The 24,681-nt window shown below is 42.5% G+C and carries 9 protein-coding genes and 2 pseudogenes; all 11 read left to right on the forward strand.

Annotated elements, in window-relative coordinates; all coding sequences use genetic code 11:
• Nucleotides 1–9: 9 nt before the first annotated feature.
• On the forward strand, nucleotides 10–1,596 hold the full coding sequence (locus tag B3317_RS01955) for a glycoside hydrolase family 28 protein (protein ID WP_414647416.1): 1,587 nt from the start codon (nucleotides 10–12) through the stop codon (nucleotides 1,594–1,596).
• A gap of 11 nt (nucleotides 1,597–1,607) precedes the next feature.
• Entirely contained in the window at nucleotides 1,608–2,993 is a 1,386-nt protein-coding gene (locus tag B3317_RS01960; RefSeq protein WP_291108062.1) for a hypothetical protein, read from the forward strand.
• 10 nt (nucleotides 2,994–3,003) lie between these two features.
• Nucleotides 3,004–5,457, forward strand: a complete 2,454-nt coding sequence (locus B3317_RS01965) for a glycoside hydrolase family 95 protein (RefSeq protein WP_349255121.1) — start codon at nucleotides 3,004–3,006, stop codon at nucleotides 5,455–5,457.
• Nucleotides 5,458–5,478: 21 nt separating this feature from the next.
• Nucleotides 5,479–6,681, forward strand: coding sequence for a glycoside hydrolase family 88/105 protein (locus B3317_RS01970; protein ID WP_291108066.1), 1,203 nt, complete (start codon nucleotides 5,479–5,481; stop codon nucleotides 6,679–6,681).
• A gap of 9 nt (nucleotides 6,682–6,690) precedes the next feature.
• Complete coding sequence (locus B3317_RS01975; protein ID WP_291108069.1) at nucleotides 6,691–8,130, forward strand: glycoside hydrolase family 140 protein; 1,440 nt, start codon at nucleotides 6,691–6,693, stop codon at nucleotides 8,128–8,130.
• Nucleotides 8,131–8,176: 46 nt separating this feature from the next.
• Nucleotides 8,177–11,920, forward strand: a pseudogene (locus B3317_RS01980) (family 78 glycoside hydrolase catalytic domain); the annotation flags it as partial.
• A gap of 147 nt (nucleotides 11,921–12,067) precedes the next feature.
• Nucleotides 12,068–12,793, forward strand: a pseudogene (locus tag B3317_RS18185) (sugar phosphate isomerase/epimerase family protein); the annotation flags it as partial.
• Nucleotides 12,794–13,292: 499 nt separating this feature from the next.
• Entirely contained in the window at nucleotides 13,293–15,128 is a 1,836-nt protein-coding gene (locus B3317_RS01985) for a right-handed parallel beta-helix repeat-containing protein (RefSeq protein WP_291108074.1), read from the forward strand.
• A gap of 6 nt (nucleotides 15,129–15,134) precedes the next feature.
• Nucleotides 15,135–17,294 (forward strand): alpha-L-rhamnosidase C-terminal domain-containing protein, encoded by a 2,160-nt coding sequence (locus B3317_RS01990; RefSeq protein ID WP_291108077.1) that lies wholly within the window; start codon nucleotides 15,135–15,137, stop codon nucleotides 17,292–17,294.
• Between the two features lie 224 nt (nucleotides 17,295–17,518).
• Entirely contained in the window at nucleotides 17,519–20,203 is a 2,685-nt protein-coding gene (locus B3317_RS01995; protein WP_291108080.1) for an alpha-d-galacturonidase, read from the forward strand.
• A 25-nt stretch (nucleotides 20,204–20,228) separates the two neighbouring features.
• Nucleotides 20,229–24,680, forward strand: coding sequence for a beta-d-glucuronidase/beta-L-arabinofuranosidase (locus B3317_RS02000; protein WP_291108083.1), 4,452 nt, complete (start codon nucleotides 20,229–20,231; stop codon nucleotides 24,678–24,680).
• Nucleotide 24,681 lies beyond the last annotated feature (1 nt).

Raw genomic sequence — 24,681 nt, forward strand, 5'->3', positions numbered from 1 at the left:
CATTTACGAATGAAAAAAATACTACTGTTTACCATTGTTTTTATTCTGTTCATAGCCTCCAAAGCTGAAACTATTAATATGCAAAGCTTTGGGGCTAAGGCAGATGGCAACGTATCCAACACTGCTGTTATTAAGAAGGCGATAGACAAGCTTTCCCAAAACGGTGGAGGTACATTGTTTTTCCCTGCAGGTACATATCTTACAGGGCCTATTGTATTGAAAAGTAATATAACTATTGACATAGAAGCAGGTGCGACGATTAAGTTTACCGATGATATGTCGGAGTATATTCCTTTTGTAGAAATGCGTTATGAAGGTGTGGTGATGAAGAGTTTCTGCCCTTTGTTTTATGCATACGAACAAGAGAATATTACTATCAAAGGAGAAGGCACCATCGACGGAAACGGGAAAAAGTGGTGGTACGGAACATTTGCTATCGAAGGCGCGTATAAAGACGAAACCTTTAGGAAAGAACTGGAAGGGTACCGGCAAATGTGGGAGAAAGAAAATCCCGGTTTTACAGTTGAAGAAAATTCGGACTGGAAGCGTACATTGGATAAACGTTTTTTTCGTCCGCCATTGATGCAACCTTATAAATGCAAGGGTTTTAAGGTGGAAGGAGTAACAATTATAAATTCCCCGTTCTGGACTATCAACCCCGAATTTTGCGAAAATGTAAGCGTTCTCGGAGTTACTATAAACAATCCGGACGCACCGAATACAGACGGTATCAACCCGTCGTCATGCCGAAATGTGATAATCGCCAATTGCCATATAACAGTAGGGGATGATTGCATCACATTGAAGTCGGGACGCGATTTGCAGGGACGCCGGTATGCTACTCCTTGTGAAAACATAACAATAACAAACTGTGTAATGCTTGCAGGACATGGAGGTGTCGTTATAGGGAGCGAAATGTCGGGCGATGTGCGTAAAGTGACTATCTCTAACTGTGTATTCGATGGTACGGATAGGGGTATTCGCATGAAATCAACCAGAGGCCGTGGCGGTATTGTCGAGGAAATACGGGTGAGCAATATTGTAATGAAAAATATTCCAAGGGAAGCTATAACCCTGAACCTGTTCTATTCTAATGTTCCGGCCGAGCCTTTATCAGAACGGACTCCGATTTTCCGTAATATTCATATATCGGGTCTTACAGGTTCGGATGTGAACATGGCTTGTACTGTTTTGGGAATAGAAGAAGCCCCTATATCAGACATTACATTCACTGATATTAATATAGCTGCAAAAACGGGTTTCGAAATAAACAAGGCTAAGAATATAACATTGAATAATGTCAGAATCGCGACTGAAATAGGCGCTGCGTTCAAAATAAGCGAGTCTTCCAACCTGCGTATCAATAATATTTATAATCCTAAACCATTGCAGGATAAACCTGTATTGGAAGTAGCCGATGTGAAAGATATGTTTATTCAGGGATGTTTTCCTGAAACCGGTAGCCGGTCTTTTATAAAACTGGATGGAAGTCTGACTGATAATATCATTTTGAAGAATAACTATTTGGAGCGATTGGCTATGCCTGTTGATAAGGGGGCGGGACTGAATAAGTCGGCGAATATTGTAATGCAATAGTATTGAGAGATATGAAAAAGGGGTATTATATACTTATACTATGTGTTCTGTCTGTCGTTTGTGTTTTTGCTCAAAATACGCAGACGGCGGATAGCGCCTATTCGCGCCCGCTGATAGATGTATTGCGTGACATTGAAAACAGGTTTGATATAGAGGTAAAGTACGATGCCAGGATGGTAGACGGCAAGATACTCAAATATGCCGATTGGAGAATAAAACCGTGGAGCGCGGAGGAATCCCTCATTGCCGTATTGGCTCCTTTCGATTACAAGTTTGTCATGGATAATGGCAAATATAAGATAAAGGAGTTTGAATATGCCCGTGCTACTGAGGAGGAAGGCAAAAAATTTCTGGACTATCTCGAAACCCTTTATTCTGACAAAGAATCATGGGAAAAACGTAAGGCTGAATTAAAGGCTTGTTTACCTGAAGCATTAAGAGTCTCTCCAATGCCGGCAAAGCCTGAGTCGAAAATTATTCTAACACCAAAAAGGAAATACGATGGTTATACAGTTGAGAACTTTGCCATAGAAACCCTTCCCGGAATTTATGTGTGCGGCTCAATCTATAAACCTGCGAAAATAAAAGGTAAATGTCCGGTGATACTCAATCCCAACGGGCATTTTGGAAACGGCCGCTATCGTGAAGACCAGCAAATGCGTTGCGCTACACAAGCTCGTATGGGTGCCATATCAGTAAGTTGGGATTTGTTTGCCTGGGGAGAAAGCCTCCTTCAGTTCGATGGAACATTGCATCGCCTAAGCGCGGCCAATACGATACAGACACTCAATGCTATTGGAATTCTGGACTATCTTCTGTCTTTGAAAGAAGCAGATGCGACCAAAGTGGGTATAACCGGCGGCTCGGGTGGAGGTAGTATGACGATGATGATGTCTGCTATCGACGACCGTATAACTGTCAGTATTCCGGTTGTTATGCTATCTTCGCATTTTGTAGGCGGGTGTCCTTGCGAGAGCGGCATGCCGGCTCATCTATGCGGGGGACGTACCAATAATGCGGAGATTGCCGCTATGTTCGCACCGAAACCGCAATTGGCATTGACAGACGGGAAAGACTGGTCGAGTTCTGTTCCCGGACTGGAATTTCCATACCTTAAAAAAATCTATGGATTCTACGGAGCAGAAGATAATATAGAGAATGTGCATTTTTCAGATGAAGGGCATGATTACGGCCTGTCGAAACGTATGGCTATGTATAGCTTTATTACTAAGTATTTAGGCTTAAATCACGATATGGTTGATGAGTCGAAGGTAACTATTGAGAAAGAATTGCAGATGCGCACATTTGGTGAAAATGGTGAAAAACTGCCGGCAAATGCAATCAAAGGAAAAGAGGCTCTGCTGGAAGTATTGAAAAACGTTGGTATAATTGATTAATAAGATATTGATGTTGAGAAGAATAATATTGTCATTATTTATAAGTCTGGCTTTAGTAGCTAATGCCCGGCAAGGCATGAAGCTCTGGTATGACAAACCGGCTTTGGATTGGAACGGGGCTTTGCCGTTAGGTAACGGCAGACTGGGGGCTATGGTCTTCGGGAATCCCTCTGTCGAGCAATTACAACTTAATGAAGAAACCATTTGGGCCGGTTCGCCCAATAGTAATGCCCATAAACTGGAAGAAGGTGTTCTGGAGAAAGTCCGGAATCTCATTTTCGAAGGGAAATATGTAGAAGCTCAGGATTTGGCTACGGCTAAAATAATGTCGCCTACAAATCACGGAATGCCTTATCAGAGTATGGGAGACCTCTTCATCTCTTTTCCGGGACATAATCGATATACCGGCTTCTATCGCGATTTGAATATAAGTGATGCTGTTGCCAGTGTCTCATATAAGGTGGATGGCATAACATACAAGCGTGAAATGTTCACGTCTTTTACCGACCAGGCTATAATTGTAAGACTGACAGCAGATAAACCGGCAAGCATCACCTGCAACACTTTTCTGACCACACCTCAGGAAAAAGTGGAGAGATTCATCGAAGACAACCAGCTTGTATTGACGGGTATTACTCCTGCACATGAAAAGCAAAGTGGAAAAGTGCAGTTTGAGACAAGAGTGAAGCCGAAAGTAAAAGGAGGGAAATATACGGTTTCGGATCATATCATATCTGTGGAGAATGCAGATGAAGTTATTCTTTACGTGACTATTGCTACCAATTTCGTCAACTATAAAGACATAACCGGAGATAAGACAGCCAAATGTAAGAAATATATGGGGACAGCTTTTTCGAATGATTACGAGAAAGCAAAAAGTGAACATACCGCGTTCTTTCAGCAATATATGAACCGTATGTCTCTTGACTTGGGGAAAACAACAGAATCTCAGAAGCCAACGGATATACGTATCAGAGACTTCGCGAAGACATTCGACCCTGAACTGGCGGCTCTCTATTTCCAATTCGGACGCTATCTGCTGATTTCATCTTCCCTGCCGGGTACGCAACCTGCAAATCTTCAGGGAATATGGAACGACCGTTACCTTCCGTCATGGGACAGTAAATACACTTGTAACATCAATGTGGAAATGAACTACTGGCCGGCGGAAGTTACCAACTTATCCGAGATGCATGAGCCGATGCTGCAAATGATTCGTGAGGTTGCCCAAACGGGTGCGCATACAGCTGACCTGATGTATAATGCCAGAGGTTGGGTACTTCATCATAATACCGATATATGGCGTATTACCGGGCCTGTCGACAGGGCTGCTTCGGGAATGTGGCCGACAGGTGGCGCATGGGTAAGCCAGCATTTGTGGTATAGGTACGAATATACGGGCGATCTGGATTATCTGAGGTCGGTATATCCGGTGATGAAAGGTGCCGCTATGTTTTTTAACGATTTCCTGATAGAAGAACCTGCGCATGGCTGGCTGGTTGTTTCACCATCCAATTCCCCTGAAAATACGCATGCCGGAAGTAATGGGAAAGCAACGATTACGGCGGGGTGCACGATGGACAACCAGTTGGTATTCGATTTATTCTCCAATGTAATCAAAGCATCCGAATTGTTAGGTATAGATAAATCATTTGCGGATACATTGAAAATGAAGCGTGAGAAATTGCCGCCAATGCAGATCGGGCGACACAATCAGCTTCAGGAATGGCTGTATGACTGGGATTCACCGGACGATAAGCACCGCCATGTATCTCATCTTTACGGACTTTATCCGGGTAATCAAATATCGCCTATTCATACACCTCAGTTATTTGAGGCGGCCAAAAATTCTTTGACCCATCGGGGAGACCCTTCTACGGGTTGGTCTATGGGTTGGAAAGTTTGTCTATGGGCGCGCTTATTGGATGGAAATCATGCCTATACGCTATTAAGGAACCAGTTAGACCTGGTAACTAATGAGAAGAAAAAAGGAGGTACATACAGCAATATGTTCGATGCTCATCCTCCGTTCCAGATAGATGGCAACTTCGGTTGTACGGCAGGTATCGCGGAAATGCTGATGCAAAGCCACGATGGATTCATATACTTTTTGCCGGCACTTCCTGATGTATGGAAAGACGGTAGTGTAAAAGGATTGGTGGCCAGAGGTGGATTTGTCATCGACATGGATTGGAAAGACGGCAAAGTGAGCAATCTGAAAATTACGTCCCGTTATGGAGGAAACTGCCGCATCCGTATTGCTTCTGTGCTTAAAGGTACAGGTCTGAAAAAGGCAAAAGGAGAGAATGCCAATATCCTGTTTGAAACTCCCAAAGTGAAACCTGCATTAATCTCTGATGAGGCGACATTACATGCTACTCCATTAGATCTCGATAAGGCAACACGCTTGTATGACCTTTCAACAGAAAAGGGAAAGACGTATACTCTCAAAGGAGCTAAATAGTAACCTAATATATAAACGACAATGAAATATTTTGTTCTCACAATCTTTGCAGTTCTGCTGTTTATTGGTTGTAATCGGGATAAAAAACAAGAACAGGACAACAGATGGTCGGTTAAAATAGCCAAGTCGGAAATGACGCGTTTTCCTGAGGCATGGATGATCGAAAAAGCGAAATCACCGCGCTGGGGATATACTCACGGATGTGTAGCTAAAGCCATGCTGGATATGTTCGATTACACACAGGACAGCGCCTATTACAATTATGCCAAAGGTTATGCCGACAGCCTGATTACGCAGGACGGACAAATAAAGACATACAGGATGGATAAATATAATATCGACAATGTCAATCCCGGTAAGATATTATTCCGTCTCTATAAAGCAACCGGAGATGTCCGCTACAAAACAGCGATAGATACATTAGCCGTTCAGATGGAAAAGCAGCCCCGAACATCGGAAGGCGGATTCTGGCACAAACAGATTTATCCGCATCAGATGTGGCTCGATGGTTTGTATATGGCTTCTCCGTTTTTAGCGGAATATGCAAGAGATTTCAATCATCCTGAGATATACGATGATATTCTGAACCAGATTCGTCTGATGGATAAAAACAGTTACGATCCCGAAACAGGTTTATTCTACCATGGCTGGGATGAAAGCCGCGAACAAAGGTGGGCAGACAAAACCACCGGGCACTCTCCTAACTTCTGGTCGAGGAGCATAGGTTGGTATGGAATGGCGCTTGTCGATGTCTTGGATTTTCTTCCGCAGAATCATGCAAGTCGCCCGTATGTGATCGCTATTATAGAAAAAATGGCAGAAGGGATTGTGAGGTGGCAGGATGATAAGACCGGAGTATGGTATCAGGTAACTAATATGGGAGACCGCGAAGGCAACTATCTCGAATCGTCGGGTTCGGCTATGTTTGTTACTTTCCTCTATTCGGCTATAAATAAGGGATATATCAGTGCTGATTATAAAGTTGCTGCCGATAAAGGTTTTAGCGGATTGGTAAAAGAATTCGTGAAGAAAGAAGACAATGGTACTTACTCTATTACCAATTGTTGTGCTGTTGCCGGTCTGGGAGGAGAGAAGACATATCGTGACGGGTCTTTCGAATATTATATCGGTGAACCGGTAATCCTGAATGACCCTAAATCCGTGGCTCCTTTTATATGGGCTGCTATCGGACATGAAAAATCAGAAGACAAAACAAAGAAATAAGTCTGTATCATGAAAAAATATACAATACTGATATTCTTATTGTTACTAATCACTTTGTCATCTACTGCTCAGGATAAGCCGAAGAAACCGGATATGCCCTGGGATAACGGTAAGCTGAAAGTAAGCGACAATAAGCGTTACTTACAACATGAGAACGGCACTCCTTTCTTTTGGCTTGGCGAAACGGCCTGGCTTCTGCCATCACGGTCGAATAGGGAAGAAGTGGATTATTTTATGAATGTCACTAAAAGAAATGGTTACAATGTGGTGCAAATATCTGTGCTGCATACTGTTTCTGCCATGAATGCATATGGTGACTGGGCTTTACCTGATGGGTTCGACTTCAGGAATATAGATAAGCGAGGCGAATATAACTATTGGCAGCATGTGGATTACATCGTGGAACGTGCCCGGCAGAGCGGTATCTATATCGGGATAGTTTGTGTTTGGGGAACGCCTGTGCAACAGAAGCAGATGACAGTTGAGGATGCTAGGAAGTATGGTAAGTTCTTAGCGGAACGTTATAAAAAATACCCGAATATAGTCTGGCTGATTGGTGGTGATATCCGCGGAGATGTAGAGCCGGAAGTCTGGCAGACTTTGGCAACAACGATAAGAGGAATAGACCCGGATCATTTGATGACATTCCATCCGCGTGGCAGGACGATATCCAGCACTTGGTTTAACAATGAGCCATGGCTCGATTTCAATATGTTCCAATCAGGCCATCGCAGATATAATCAGCGTAATGGCGATGGAGATTATCCTATCGAAGAGAATACAGAAGAAGACAACTGGCGTTTTGCCGGGCGGAGTCTTGCTGTTTCTCCTTTGAAACCGGTAATCGATGGTGAGCCTTCTTATGAAGATATTCCCCATGGGCTTCACGATGTGAATGAACGTCGCTGGCAGGCAGAAGATGTTCGCCGTTATGCTTATTGGTCTGTATTTGCAGGCTCATTCGGACATACTTACGGGCATAATTCTACGATGCAGATGCTTCGTCCGGGATATCAGCCTTCATTCGGTGCTGAAAAACCATGGTGGGAAGCTGTAAACGATCCGGGTTGTCGTGAAATGAAGTACCTGAAAAACCTGATACTGGCGTTTCCTTTCTTTGAGAGGATACCCGACCAGTCGGTAATCGTGGGGACAAACGGATTGCAATATGAAAGAGTGATTGCCACCCGTGGTAACGATTATATCCTGGTCTATAACTATACAAACCGCAAAGTGGAGATAGATATGACAAAAATATCGGGAGCTAAGAAAAAGGCATGGTGGTACAATCCGGTGAATGGTTCAGTGGAATATATCGGAGAATTTGGTAATAGCAGACAGGTTTTTGCTCACGATTCGAAATACAGGGCAGGTAATGACAGGGTACTGATTATTACGGACGCCAATACATCTTATGTCGAAGAAAACTTGATGACGGTTAACAGTTAACAATAATCAGTTGACAACATTCTTGAATTTTCAAATTAAAAAATCCATGAAAAAAACAATATTTATATTCTCCGCCTTATTTTGTTCCCTGCTGATGTTTTCGGTGGATGTGAAGGAACTCAGGTGCGAAATGCTAAATAATCCCGAAGGAATTGGTACGGCAACACCTCGTCTGGGGTGGATGATAGAATCGAAAGAACGAAATGTAGAGCAAAAGGCATACTGGATACTTGCTGCCTCTTCGTTAGATAAGCTCAATGAAACAGATGCAGATTTATGGAATTCAGGAAAAATTGAAGATGCTGCATCTACTCTTGTCCCTTATACGGGTAAAGGCCTGACAAGCCGTAGCCAGATATATTGGAAAGTAAAAGTTTATACAAATAAAGGTGAATCAGCATGGAGTTCTCCGGCTAAATTCAGTGTGGGTTTATTAACTGATTCCGACTGGTCTGCGAAGTGGATTGGGCTGGACAGGATATTCTCCTGGGATAGTGAAACGGTGCATTCCCGTTTATCTGCACGTTATTTCCGTAAAGAGTTTGCCAGCCAGAAGCAGGTTAAATCAGCGAAGGCATATATTTCAGGATTAGGATTTTATGAGCTATATATCAATGGTGAGAAGATCGGGGATCAGGCTTTAGCACCGGGACAAACAGACTATTTCAAAACTGTTTTGTACAATACCTTTGATGTGACGTCTTATATTAAACAAGGGAAAAATGCGATTGCGACTATCTTGGGTAATGGGCGTTTCTACAATATGCGTCAGAATTATAAACCTCATAAAATAAAGACTTTCGGCTATCCGAAAATGCTTCTCCAGATAGAAATAGAATATAGTGACGGAACAAAGCAAACCATCATCAGTGACGATACGTGGAAGGTTACTTCCGATGGTCCTATCCGTTCAAATAATGATTTTGACGGGGAAGAATATGATGCGAATAAGGAGCTGGGAGCATGGAACACAGCCGGATATAATGACCGAAAATGGCTGAATGCCGAACTGGTAAAAGCCCCGGGAGGTGTAATTACTGCGCAGATGCAGGAAAATATGAAGGTGATGAAAGTATTGACGCCAAAGGCTGTTACGGTTTTAGCAAAAGATACGTTCGTTATCGATATGGGGCAGAATATGGTAGGCTGGCTTAGCTTGCAGGCAAAAGGGAAGAAAGGGGACAAAATCACCCTGCGTTTTGCTGAAACACTGGAAAAAGACGGCCGCCTGAAAACAGTAAATCTCCGTAGCGCAAGAGCTACCGATGTGTACACAATGAAAGGAGAAGGTACGGAGAAATGGGAACCCCGTTTTGTTACACACGGGTTCCGTTTCGTAGAAGTGACGGGTTATCCGGGAACTCCGGCAATAAGTGATTTTGAAGGGAAAGTCGTATATGACGATATGGCTGCAGTCGGCTCATTCGAGACATCAAATAATATTCTGAATCAAATATATAACAATGCATGGTGGGGAATCAACAGTAATTATAAGAGCATTCCCCTTGATTGTCCGCAACGCGACGAAAGGCAGCCGTGGCTCGGCGACCATACTATTGGTTGTATCGGGGAAAGTTTCGTTTATGACAACGAACGGTTTTATATAAAATGGCTGGATGATATAAGGGATTCCCAAACGCCGGAAGGAAAGCTGTCGGATATTGCGCCTCCGTACTATATGACCTATTATAGTGATAATATGACATGGCCGGGCACATATCTGTTTGTCGCCGACATGATCCATAAGCAATACGGTAATACTGAACCGATAAAGAAGCATTATCCATATATGAAAAAATGGTTTATGCATATGAAGGATAATTACCTGAATGCAGACTATATAATGACCAAAGATAAATACGGAGACTGGTGCGTTCCTCCTGAATCAAAAGAACTAATCCATTCTCTGGACCCTGCCCGTAAGACGGACGGACAGCTGATAGCTACAGCATATACTTATAAGTTGTTGCAATTGTTACAGGAATTTGCAGTTATATCGGGCCATGAAAGTGATGTCGCCGAATATGTGACGCTTGCAGAAAATGTAAGAGCAGGATTCAATAAGAAATTCTATAATGCGGAAACAGGGCAATACGGTAATTATACGGTAACATCTAATCTCCTGCCATTGGCTTTCGGTATTGTAGATAAAGATAATGAGGACAGAGTTTTCCAAAACCTGATAAACCGCATTACAGTTACAGATAAACTGCATATCAGTACAGGTGTTATCGGTACTCAGTGGCTGATGCGTGAACTCACAAAACGGGGATGTGCAGATGTTGCTTATACTATTGCTACTCAGAAGGATTATCCTAGTTGGGGATATATGGTCGGACAGGGAGCGACTACGATCTGGGAACTCTGGAATGGTGATACTGCAAGCCCTAAGATGAATTCTCATAATCATGTGATGCTCTTAGGAGACCTTCTGGCATGGATGTATGAAGATTTGGCCGGAATAAAGTCTCACAAGATAAGGGAGGGATTTAAATGGCTGTGGATGAAGCCAAATCCAACCGAAGACCTTACCTACACAAAAGCGTCTCATAGAACACCATATGGCTGGGTAAATAGTGACTGGACTCTTAAAGATGGAATTTTCACATGGAAGATTTCCATTCCGGCAAACAGCAGGGCGAATATTCTGATACCGGCAGCAAGATTAGAGGATATTACCGAAAGCGGAAAACCTGTAAAAGAGGTTGAAGGACTTAAGTATGTCCGGGTTGAAGAGAATCGCATAAATCTTGAAATCGGTTCGGGTGACTATATATTTGTTTGTAAATACGGAGAAGCTCAAAACCGGTTCAGAGAAGGTATTCTTACAGATGAATTTATTTGTGAAAAGCCTTCATTCCCTGAAAGCCATGCTTCTACAATAGCGGAAACCAAAGAAGGTCATCTTATTGCTTCCTGGTTTGGCGGAACAAAAGAGCGTAATCCCGATGTTTGTATCTGGGTAAGCCGCTATATCAATAATAAATGGACAGAACCGCAGAATGTAGCTGATGGGATTATAAATGATACACTCCGTTATGCTACATGGAATCCCGTATTATATCAGGTGCCGGACGGAGAATTACAACTTTATTATAAAGTCGGTCCCAATGTGGCCGGATGGGTTGGGAAGGTGATTACTTCTGACGATGGAGGTGTTACATGGTCGGTTCCCCGTGACCTTCCGGAAGGATTTTTGGGTCCGGTGAAAAATAAACCTGTTTTACTGAAAGACGGGACATTATTGTGCCCGTCGAGTACCGAAGGAAATGGCTGGAAAGTTCATTTCGAAGCTACAAAAGATTTTGGTAAAACATGGAAGATGATAGGCCCCATCAATGAAGGAAAAGAGCTTCATACGATACAACCGTCCATATTGACTTATAAAGATGGAAGATTACAGATTCTTTGCCGTACGCAGGAAAGAACTATCGGAGAATCATGGTCTTCGGACAATGGAAAAACATGGACGCCTGTAGCCGGAACAATGTTGCCGAATAATAATTCGGGTACAGATGCCGTAACCTTGCAGGACGGCCGCCAGTTATTGGTCTATAATCATGTCTTGCCTCACGATACGCTTAAACGGGGAAAAGGAGCCCGCACTCCTCTTAATGTAGCTATATCGGAAGATGGAAAAACATGGTATGCGGCATTAGTGGTAGAAGATTCGCCGATTAGCCAGTATTCTTATCCTTCTGTTATACAGACTAAAGACGGCTTGGTTCACATCGTTTATACATGGAGGCGGAAAGCTATTAAGCATGTAGTTGTAGATCCGGATAAATTGGTATTATCGAAAATAGAAAACATGAAGTGGCCGTCTTTAAAAGAGACGAAAGAAATACAGGTCGTAAATAATCATCGTTACAAGGTTTCTGTTTGTGACTGGATGATGCTCAAGCGTCAGAAAGTCGGAGCGATGGAACTGGCCGAAGAGCTTGGCGCAGACGGACTTGAACTGGATATGGGCGGACTGGGCAAGCGTGTGTCATTTGATAATAAATTTACCGATAAACATTTTCAGGAATTATTTATTTCGGAATGCAATCGTTTAGGAATAGAACTTAGTTCCATCGCTGTGTCCGCTTTTTACGGGCAATCTTTTGCCAGGCGTGAGAACTATGAAGGCCTGATAGACGAATGTATAGCAACGATGAAGGCTCTCGGGGTGAAAGTCGCATTTCTGCCGATGGGTAACCAAAGCGATTTGGTGAAAGAACCCGAACTGTACCCGGTTGTATTGGAACGGCTGAAAGTTGTTGCTAAAAAAGCGGAGGCAGCAGGTGTTGTCATCGGTATAGAAACGACATTGCCGGCTAAGGAAGAAGCGAAATTGATAGATAAAATCAGTTCTCCTTCGATCCGTAGCTATGTCAATTTCTCTTCTATCCTGAAAAGAGGAGGAAATATTATAAGCGACCTGAAAACCTTGGGAAAAGACCGTATTGTTCAGATACATGCCTCTAATACCGATGGTTACTGGATCGAAAATGACCCGGCACTGGATATGAAAGAAGTAAAAGCTACTTTGGACAAAATGGGGTGGAGCGGTTGGCTTGTTGTTGAACGTTCGCGCGATACAAAGGATGTCCACAATGTAAAGAAAAACTACGGGGCAAATGCACGGTATCTGAAATCTGTATTTCAGGTGAATCAATAGCTCGAAACTTTATCTATGTAATAAGCTATTAGCTATTAGCTGTTAGCCATTAGCTTATAGCTCTTTGAATTGAAAATCGGCGGAGCCAAAAGTTGATTAGCAAATGGGTGAAGATGTTGTAACCTTTGTAACCTTTTTGGAAATAGTTACAAGTAGACAAGACACGAGATACAAGTTGTTGACTGATGACTGTTGACTGTTTACTGAAACAAGTGTTACTTTTGTTACCTTTTAACAAGTAGTAAGTATTGAGTAATAAGTATAAAGGAGTTCTGATTGTTAACTGATGACTGTTGACTGTTTACTGAACTAACTGTTACTTTTGTTACTTTTTGAAGGAGATGCTTCACTCCGCTCAGCATGGCAACGCATAACATTGTTAACTGATGACTGATGACTGTTAACTGATATATCTGTTACTTCTGTTACCTTTTAACTATATATAGTTAATTAATGTGAACATTAAGTCTGACAAATACACTTCAAAAAATAAAATTCCATGAGATTAATCTATATTGTGATTCTATCCTTCATTTCTTTATCAGTTTTTTCAGTAGAGATATATGTTTCCCCGCAGGGAAACGACCGGAATCCCGGTACACAATCTGAACCGAAAGCCTCTTTGCATGGAGCAATAAGAGAGGCAAGGGAATACCGGAGATTATTAAAAGCGGGAAAAGACGAACCTGTGCGTATCCGTATGGCCGGAGGTACATACAATCTGTATGAACCGATATTTATTCGTCCTGAAGATTCGGGAACGGAAAGTAGTCCGACCATAATAGAAGCGGCTGAAGGTGATAATGTGGCCCTTAGCGGTGGTATCCGGATAGAAGGCTGGAAAAAACAAGGCAAATACTGGGTCGCTGATGTGCCTTCCTTCAATGGAAACAGGCTGATATTCCGCCAACTATGGATTAATGGGAAGAAGGCTGTAAGAGCGCGGAATGTATCCGATTTCGAACAAATGGACCGGATAAGAAGCAATGATAAAATGAATGAAATTCTCTGGATTCCGGCTTCTGCTGTAAAAGGACTGACTAAATCGGAAAACCTTGAGCTCGTTATCCACCAGATGTGGGCAATCGCCAATCTTCGGGTTAAATCCATTACCGTTCAGGGAGATTCGGCAGGTGTCCGTTTTCATAATCCGGAAGCACGTATTCAATTTGAGCATCCGTGGCCGCAACCAATGGTCAAAGAGGGATTTAACTCTGCTTTCTATTTTACAAATGCGATAGAGCTGTTGGATGAACCGGGTGAATGGTATCATGATACGAAGACGGACAAGATATATTATATGCCCCGTCAGGGAGAGGATATGCCGGTAGCCGAAGCAATTGTTCCGGTATTGGAATCCCTTATAGAAGTAACAGGGACACCGGACCGTCCGGTGGTGCATATCTGTTTTAAGAATATCAGATTTAACTATACGACCTGGGTACGTCCTTCACTGATGGGACATGTACCGTTGCAGGCCGGAATGTATCTGCTGGACGCTTATAAATTGAGACCTCCCGGAGTTCCCGGTAATTTCAATAAGGGTATTGAAAATCAGGGTTGGGTAGGTCGCCCTCCGGCGGCAGTAATGGTACAATCGGCTCAGAATATTGAATTTGACCAGTGCCGCTTCGAACATCTCGGCTCATGCGGAATCGACTTTATCGATAGAGTGCAGAAATCCAGAATAAATGGCTCGTTATTCAGGGATATTGCCGGAAACGGTATACAAATAGGCCGTTTTTCGGAAATCGGTATGGAGACGCATCTGCCTTACGACCCTGTTGACCAGCGCGAAATTTGCTCTCATATTTCTGTTTCCAACAATTATATCACGGATGTGACAAACGAAGACTGGGGATGCGTGGGCATTCTGGCAGGTTTTGTACAAGACATTAATATCGAGCATAACGAAATCAATGAAGTAGCCTACACAGGTATAAGCCTGGGTTGGGGATGGACAAAAACGGTGAACTGTATGCGGAATAATATGGTGCATGCCAATTATATTCATCATTACGGAAAACATATGTATGATGTTGCCGGAATATATACACTGTCGGTACAGTCTAAATCTTTTATTACCGAAAACGTGGTGGAAGATATATACAAGCCTTCTTATGTACATGATCCTAATCATTGGTTCTACCTATATACTGATGAAGGGAGTTCATTTATCACGGTAAAAGATAACTGGTGCCCCGAAGAAAAGTTCCTGCAAAATGCAAATGGTCCGGGCAATACGTGGGAAAACAACGGCCCGATGGTCTCCGACTCTATCAGGCAAAAGGCAGGGCTGAAGCCGGAATATACTTGGATTAAGGATATAAAATAATATACTATGAAGAGAATATTAACTGTATTATTTTTTGTTTTGATTACGTTTTCCCTATCGGCTCAGGATGCCACATGGATATACTATCCGGGAGATTTTGAAATATGGCTCGGTAATGAAATGCAGAATCGCCGTACAGAAAGGGGCGGTTTCTTTCCTCCGTTCTGGAAGATGGATAGCCACTATGTCGCGGTAGAATTTTCTACAAAATTAGACTTACCTGTGGCTGAGGAAGTTGAGATATATGTAGAAGGAAAGTATAATATAAAACTGGATGGGAAAATTCTGCCTGCCTATGATAAGATAATCATTCCGGCAGGAAAGCATAGCCTGAACATCAAAGTGCATAATCAGGCTCATGTTCCTGCCATATATGTGAAAGGACAAACCTTTGGTTCGGATGAGAGTTGGAAAGTAACTTTCGAAGATAAAGAATGGATAGACGAGTCGGGTAAAGCATCCGATACATCTTCAGGTACAGCATACCTGCAAGCCGGACGATGGAATTTCAATTCTCCTGATACTCCTCCGTCAGAGTTCAAACTGGCAGTTATACCAATGGCTGCTGCCGGAACTGAAAAGAAAGGAGCGGGAGAACTCATTGATTTTGGAAAAGAGACTTTCGGATATGTGAAATTCCATCAGTTGAAGGGAAAAGGCCGCCTGAATATATATTACGGGGAGTCCTCTGAGGAAGCCTTATCGACTACACATTGCGAAACATTAGACCGGATAGATGTAGATAATACATCCGCGAATGATTTTACTTTGGAAGATTCAAAAGCCTATCGTTACATATATATTGAAACGGAAGGCGATTTGTCTTACTCTTCCGTATCGATGTTGTATGAGTATCTGCCTTTGGATCACAGGGGGCAGTTCAGATGTGATGATGAACTGATAAACCGTATCTGGGATATTTCTGCCTATACGATGCACCTTACCTCGAGGGAGTTTTTTATCGATGGTATTAAACGCGACCGTTGGATCTGGAGCGGTGATGCTTATCAGAGTTATCTGATGAATTACTATCTATTCTTCGATTCCCCTTCGGTTACACGTACCATGTTGAACCTTAGAGGAAAAGACCCTGTGACAAGCCATATGAATACCATTATGGATTATACATTCTATTGGTTTATAGGTATATATGATTATTTGCAATATACAGGCGACCGGGAGTTTGTAAAGCAATTTTATCCGCGTATGCAATCACTGATGGATTTCTGTTTATCCCGTCGAAACGGCAACGGCATGATGGAAGGCTTAGCCGGGGACTGGGTATTTATCGACTGGGCCGATTTTAAGATGAGTAAAAGCGGTGAGGTCAGTTTCGAGCAATTACTGTTTTGCCGAAGCCTGGAAACAATGGCGTTGTGTGCAGATATAATGGGAGATATCGAGAATGAAGCACGGTATGCATCTTTGGCTTCAGACTTAAAATCGAAGCTGTTCACTTCCTTTTGGTCGGCAAATAAAAATGCTTTTATTCATAACCGCGAGAATGGGATAATGAGTGAGCAGGTAACTCCTTTTACGAACATGTTTGCCGTATTGTTCAATTATCTGGATGCGGAGAAAACAAAAGCAGTGAAAGACAATGTCCTGCTAAATCCGGATGCATTGAAGATAACAACGCCATATATGCGTTTTTATGAGCTGGAAGCATTATGTATGTTAGGAGAATACAGACATGTGCTGAAAGAAATTCGCGACTACTGGGGCGGTATGCTCAACTTGGGCGCGACTTCTTTCTGGGAAAAGTATAATCCCGATGAAACCGGTACAGAGCATTTGGCCATGTATGGGCGTCCCTTTGGGAAAAGCCTTTGTCATGCATGGGGAGCCAGTCCTATATATTTATTGGGCAAGTATTACCTTGGGGTGAAACCTGAGAAAGAAGGCTATAAAGAATTCAGTATTCGTTCGGTATTAGGTGACCTTAAATGGATGGAGGGCTCTGTGCCAACACCGAAAGGAGATATAAAAGTATATATGGATAAGAAGCAGATTAAGGTTTCTGCAACAGAAGGAGAGGGGTATCTCTATTTCACTTCACCGGGTAAACCTAAAATAAATATTGGGAGTATTGAACAAATTGCTACTGACAATTATAAAGTGAAGATTGATACCGGTAAGGAGTATATAATAAGCGGAAAGTTCTAAGAAGCCTTCGATCCGGTTATTTAACCGGGTTTAGAACTGCTCAAAATTGTAAAAAGTACACTTAAAAGTCATGGATATGTTTTATAGCATATTCACGGCTTCTTTCCTCTCATGTTAAAAATATATCTTTGTCAGCACAGTACAGAATAGTACAGATTGGATTTAACATTCTATATTGAATAATTCCAGGGGATTTAAAACCGAATAAAAAATAGTCTGATAAAATGAAAATCAAACATCTGTTAGCTTTATTATCGTTCTTTTTTCTGATAATATCCTGCTCAAAAGAAAAAGTTGTAATTGTTTCTCCACAAGGATCATCGAACAGGATTCTATACGGGGTAGATAAATTAAAATCAACTCTTGAAGCGGAAAACTATGAAGTGATAGTTGCTGCCTCCGGAGAAAATAATAAAGCGGAAAATCATATAATTTATGTAGAAGAAAGCACAGTCGATACATTAACTAAAGAAGGCTATTCTATAAGCACGGAAGGTAAATCCATTCGCATTACAGGCAATGATGCATCCGGTGCGATGTATGGTTGTATGGAACTTATAAGCCGGATAAAAGATGTCCGGAAAATTCCTTCGGATATCAATCTGACAGACCAGCCTGAAATGGTATTGCGTGGTGCCTGCATCGGTGTGCAGAAACCATATTATCTGCCGGGCAGGACTGTTTATGAATATCCCTATACAGAAGAGACTTTCCCTTGGTTCTATGATAAAGCCTTGTGGGTAGAATACCTGGATATGCTTGCCGCCAATAAGATGAATTCGCTCTATCTCTGGAACGGACATCCGTTTGCCTCATTGGTAAAGTTGAAAGATTATCCTTATGCGGTAGAGGTAGATGATGAGACATTCAAAAAGAATGAAGAGATGTTCTCTTTTCTGACGGAAGAAGCCGACAAAAGGGGGATATGGGTTATTCAGATGTTTTACAACATTCTGGTATCGAAACCTTTTGCTGAACATCACGGAATAAAAACACAGGACAGAAGCCGCCCTATTACCCCACTTATTTCGGATTATACAAGAAAATCGGTGGCTGCATTCATTGAAAAATATCCGAATGTAGGATTACTGGTTTGTCTCGGAGAAGCCATGGATACCTATGAAGATGATGTGGAGTGGTTTACAAAAACGATTATACCCGGAGTGAAGGATGGGTTGAAAGCACTGAATATTACAAAAGAACCTCCGTTGGTGCTGAGAGCACATGATACGGATTGTAAAATGGTAATGGATGCTGCTCTGCCTTTATACAAGAACCTCTATACAATGCATAAATACAATGGAGAATCTCTTACAACTTATGAACCCGGAGGTCCTTGGTCGAAGATCCATACCGATTTGAGCAGTCTGGGGTCGGTTCATATATCCAATGTACATATTTTAGCTAATCTGGAGCCATTCCGCTATGGTTCGCCGGACTTTATCCAGAAAACAGTTCATGCTATGCATAATATTCATGGTGCAAATGCTCTGCATCTGTATCCGCAGGCATCGTACTGGGACTGGCCTTATACGGCAGATAAAACGGAGCCGCGTTTGCGTGAAATGGATCGTGACTGGATTTGGTACAAAGCGTGGGCTCGTTATGCATGGAATGTAAACCGTGACAGAAATGATGAAATAAAATACTGGACTAAGCAACTTGGCGATATGTACGGTTGTGGAGAAGAAGGGCGAAATATTCTCGAAGCGTATGAGCAAACGGGGGAAATAGCGCCTAAGTTATTACGTAAGTTCGGTATCACGGAAGGCAACCGGCAGACTCTTTTACTTGGAATGTTCCTTAGCCAACTCGTAAATCCGGCCAAATGGAAGGTGTATCCCGGATTCCATGAGTCTTGCGGGCCGGAGGGTGAATTGCTTATCGAGTATATGAATAAAGAGTGGAACAATCAGCCGCATGTAGGAGAAACCCCTCCACAATTGATAGGTGAAGCTGTTGCGCATGGTAACGCTGCTGTGGAAGCGATCGACAAAGCTACGCCTAAGGTATCTGCAAATAAAGATGAATTTAACCGTTTGAAAAATGACGTTTACTGTTATCAGGCGTTTGCGAACTTCTTCTCTGAGAAAGTAAAAGCAGCCATGCTTATTCTCAGATACACCCATTCGGGCGATATTACAGATTTGGATAAAGCGATTCCTCTTGTCGAAAAAAGTCTGGAATATTATCAGCAACTAGTTAATTTTACAAAAGATACCTACCTGTATGCAAACAGCATGCAAACAGCCCAGCGCCGGATTCCGACGGGCGGTGATGATGGAAATAATAAAACATGGGAAGAGTTGTTGCCTCATTATGAAGCGGAACTGGTAAACCTCAAAAGGAATATAGAATTTTTAAAGAAGCACGGAGCCGATAATAAGCAAACGATAGAGATTTTAAAGCTGGTGAATATTACAGTTGACGGAAATCCGGTGAGCTATCTGATGAAAAAAGGAGAGAAGGTATTTTCCGATAAAGATTTTGTTATAGGTGAGTTCTCTGAAGAATTGAAAAGTATGCGTCTATTCCGTTTCAGTCAGGACAAGCAGGCTGAGGAAGGCACTATCATATCTTTTGAATGTAAGGAAGGCGTTAATCTGTTGGTAGGCTATCTGAATACCGAACGTAAAGAATATGCAAAGGCTCCGACATTGGAAACCGATGCCAGCGCTAATGCTTACGGGCAGGGAGATGTGCAGATTGCCAACGCAATAGATATTCCGGGACGGGCAACAGTAAATGTCCACACATATACTTTCCCGGCAGGAAAACATAGGTTGAATATGGGTAAAGGCGCATTAATGATATTAGGCTTTACCGGAGCGGAACAAAAAATAAATCCTCGCAATGCCGGTTTGGGCGCGAATGATCCTTCGAGCCGGATAGATTGGATATTCTATTAATGGTGAGGATTGTAAATAGGTGAATATGAATGTATTTCGAGTAATTATAATATTACTTATTTCTTTTGCAGGTTGTCTTTCGGCACAGATTACTGTGCCGAAAGATATTATGAAAAAGATATATGAGGAAGTAAAGACTCCGTTTAAATACGGGTTAGTACTTGCTCCGTCGGATAATAATCATAAGATAGATTGTCCTACTGTTTTTCGTGAAAACGGGAAATGGTATATGTCTTATCTTGTTTATAACGGTAAATCGGGCACAGATGGCCGGGGTTATGAAACATGGCTTGCTAAAAGCGAGGATTTGCTTCATTGGGATACATTGGGACGTATTCTATCTTTTCCGGAAGCCGGAAGCGGACGTTGGGACGAAAACCAGCGTGCCGGATATGTGGCTTTGATAGACTATGAGTGGGGTGGAAGCTATAAGGCTCAGAAATTCGGCAATAAATACTGGATGTCATATTTCGGCAGCGATACCAGAGGTTATGAGCGCGGCATTCTTAAAGAAGGAGTAGCATATACTTCCGGCGATATAACTAAACCACATGAATGGCAAAGTTTCGATACGCCCAGATTATCACCACTGGATGAAGATAAGGGCTGGTGGGAGAATATTACACAATATAAATCGTCAGTTATCTGGGATAGGAATAAAACACTGGGTTATCCTTTTGTCATGTATTACAATGCCGGAGGGGTAAATCCGGATAATAATGTGAAGGCAGAGCGTATCGGCATTGCTTTATCCGACAATATGATCGATTGGAAACGTTATGAGGGTAATCCGATTGTAAACCACGAAGAAGGTATCACTGGTGATGGAGTCATCCAGAAAATCGGAGATATATATGTAATGTTCTATTTCAGCGCTTTCCGCAAAGACAGACCTTATAAAGCGTTTAATACATTCGCATGCTCTTACGATCTGGTGAATTGGACGGATTGGGACGGTGATGACCTGATTATTCCGACGGAGAAATATGACAATCTGTTTGCTCACAAGTCCTATGTTGTGAAATGGAACGGCGTTGCATATCACTTCTATTGTGCGGTGAACGAAGACGATCAGCGGGGAATAGCTGTGGCCACGTCCAAAGATATGGGACGAAGCCTTATCCGTTTCCCCAAGCCGGATAAAACGACATTCAGGAAAGAGATTTCCCTCAATGATAACTGGCTGACAACGGCAGACGATATAAATAAAGACGCTCATACCGGTTTCCAGAATATAAGCTACAATGATATTAACTGGGAAAAGGTTGATGTCCCTCACAATTGGGACAAGTATGAAGGTATTCGCCGTCTGAAACACGGCAACAAGCATGGATTTTCATGGTATCGTAGATTGTTTGGGATTAGTGATGAAGGTGCCGATAAACGATACTTCCTTTTCTTTAAGGGTGTCGGCACCTATGCAACTGTTTATGTCAATGGGGAGAAGGTCGGGTATCATTCAGGTGGCCGTACTACTTTTACCATTGATATAACAGATGCAGTAAAGTTTGACCAGCCTAATATTTTAGCTGTGCAGGCCGATCATCCGCCAATGATTTCAGATTCTCCATGGATATGTGGAGGTTGTTCTTCCGAATGGGGATTTTCAGAAGGGTCACAGCCTATGGGAATTTTTCGTCCGGTAACATTGGTTGTAACTAACACGGCTAGGATAGAACCATTTGGTGTACACGTCTGGAATAACGAGCCAAAGGTGGTTGATGGTAAAAATGTATTTACAATGAATGTAAATACGGAGTTGAAGAATTACAGTAATAAAGACCGTGAACTGGAAGTAATACAGAAGCTGGTAAACAAAGATGGCATACAGGTAGAGCGTGTTACGGACAAGATAATATTGAAAGCAAATGAAATAAGAGTTATCAATCAGAAAAGTAAGGACATTACAGATCCTGTTTTATGGGATACCGAAAATCCTTATCTGTATAAATTGATAACAATAATAAAGGAAAATGGTAAAGCTATAGATGAGGAGACTACGGCTTATGGCTTCCGTTGGATTTCATGGCCGGTATACCGTACCGATGGCGATCACCGTTTCTTCTTGAATGGGAAGCCTGTTTTTCTGAATGGTGTTTGTGAATATGAGCATATGTTGGGGCAGAGCCATGCTTTCAGCGAAGAACAGATATGGTCGCGTGTCAGCCAGATGAAAGCAGCCGGATTCAACGCTTTCCGTGATGCACATCAGCCTCATAATCTTGTTTATCAGCAAATGTGGGATAAATCCGGAATATTATTCTGGACACAATTATCAGCTCATGTATGGTATGATACTCCGGAATTCAGAGAAACATTCAAGGCTAATCTGAGGGAATGGGTAAAAGAGCGGCGTTCCTGTCCTTCAGTAGTTCTCTGGGGATTACAGAATGAGAGTATATTGCCGGAAGATTTTGCCCGTGAATGTATGGAGATAATCCGTGAGATGGACCCTACTTCTCCTTCCCAACGTTTGGTTACCACCTGTAACGGTGGCACAGGAACTGACTGGAATGTAGTTCAGAATTGGTCTGGAACGTATGGCGGCAACCCATATATCTATAATCGGGAACTAAGCAAGAAAGACCAGTTGCTTAACGGGGAGTACGGTGCATGGAGAAGTATCGATCTGCATACAGAAGGTAATTATGACCAGAAAGGAGCTATCAGCGAAGATCGTATGTCTTTACTTATGGAGATGAAAATAAGATTGGCCGAGCAGGCCAGAGATAGTGTTTGCGGACAATTCCAATGGATATACAGTTCCCATGATAATCCGGGACGTGTGCAAAACGAAGAAGGTTTCCGCGATATAGACCGTATCGGGCCATTCAATTATAAAGGGTTGGTTACTCCCTGGGAAGAACCTTTGGATGTGTATTATATGTATCGCTCCAATTATGTTCCGAAAGAAGAAGCGCCGATGGTTTACCTGGTTTCACATACATGGAATCACCGTTGGTCTGAACCGGGAAAGAAAGATGGCATCAGGGTTTTCTCCAATTGCGATGAAGTGGAGCTTTTCAATGATGTAAAATCCCTATCATTGGGCAAACGTACAAGAAATGGTATTGGAACTCATTTCCAATGGGATGGAGTGGATATCCGTTACAATGTGCTGTATGCCGTAGGTTATGTAAATGGCAACGCCGTAGCCGAGGACTATATTGTAATGGAAAATTTGCCGGAGTCGCCGTCTTTCGGTAAGTTATACAAAGATGTTAAGAATCAGACTTTACCTGAAAATGATTATACCTATATCTATCGTGTAAATTGCGGAGGCCCTGATTTTAAAGACGGAAACGGGAATCTGTGGATGGCAGATGTACACAAGAAAAAAGGCAGTTACTGGGGTTCACTCTCATGGACTGACGATTTTGGAAACCTTCCTTGTTTTCTGGCGTCTCAACGCCGTACTAAAGACCCTGTTGCGGGAACAAAAGACTGGGAGCTATTCCAGACATTCCGTTATGGGCGTGATAAATTGAAATACGAATTCCCTCTGCCCGACGGCGAATATTTAGTCGAACTTTATTTCATAGAGCCATGGTGGGGAACAGACCGCAGCATGGATTGCGAAGGCTACCGCATATTCGATGTCGCAGTAAGTGGTGAAACTGTATTGAAAGACCTTGACATCTGGTGGGAAGCCGGACACGATAAGGTTTTGAAGAAAACAGTGAAAGGTTATGCTAAAAACGGTATGCTGGAAATCTCTTTCCCTCGATTCTTGGCTGGGCAAGCTGTAATATCTGCTATTGCCATTGCGTCTAAAGATAATGCAGTGAAGGCTGCACCTCCATCACCGGGACTGATTACAGATGTGAAAGGCGGTAAACATAGTTCATGGCTCGGTACAGGTAACGGTTTTACAAGTCTTCCACCTGTTTTATATGGGGCAGAATGGATAAAATCTGATACTAAAGCAAAAAATGTATCATTCAAACTCACAGATGATGCTGATATTTATACCGAAGTAGATACGGGTTTTGTAAAAAAGGCATATAAAAAAGATCAGCAGGTAAATATCAGAGGGAACAATTATATTATCGCTGTTCCCCGGATAAATTGGATAGAGGAACCGAATCTCCGCCCCGAAATAACTTATGAAGCAGAAATGGCGGAAGTTAGCACCGGATGGTCGGCCGTAAATCACCGCCAAAAAGACGGTGTAATAGCCGGGGGTAAAGGTAAGCATACTATAACATGGACTATTTCTCCCGGATTAGCCGGAATATATGCTTTACGTTTTAAATATATGAATACCGGTAAAACTCCGGTTATTGCGAATATCCGGATTCTGGCTTCTGACGACAGGGTGATGCGTGAAGATAAAATACAGTTTCCTTCCGCTCCTGAAAAATGGCGTATGGTTAGCACCACTACCGGAGCTTATATCAATGCGGGGCATTACAGGGTGGTTATAAGCGGGGATAATCTGGACGGACTTTGGTTTGATGCTTTAGATATGCAGTAAG

This window comes from Dysgonomonas sp. UBA7710, from assembly GCF_002482385.1.
Classification (GTDB): domain Bacteria; phylum Bacteroidota; class Bacteroidia; order Bacteroidales; family Dysgonomonadaceae; genus Dysgonomonas.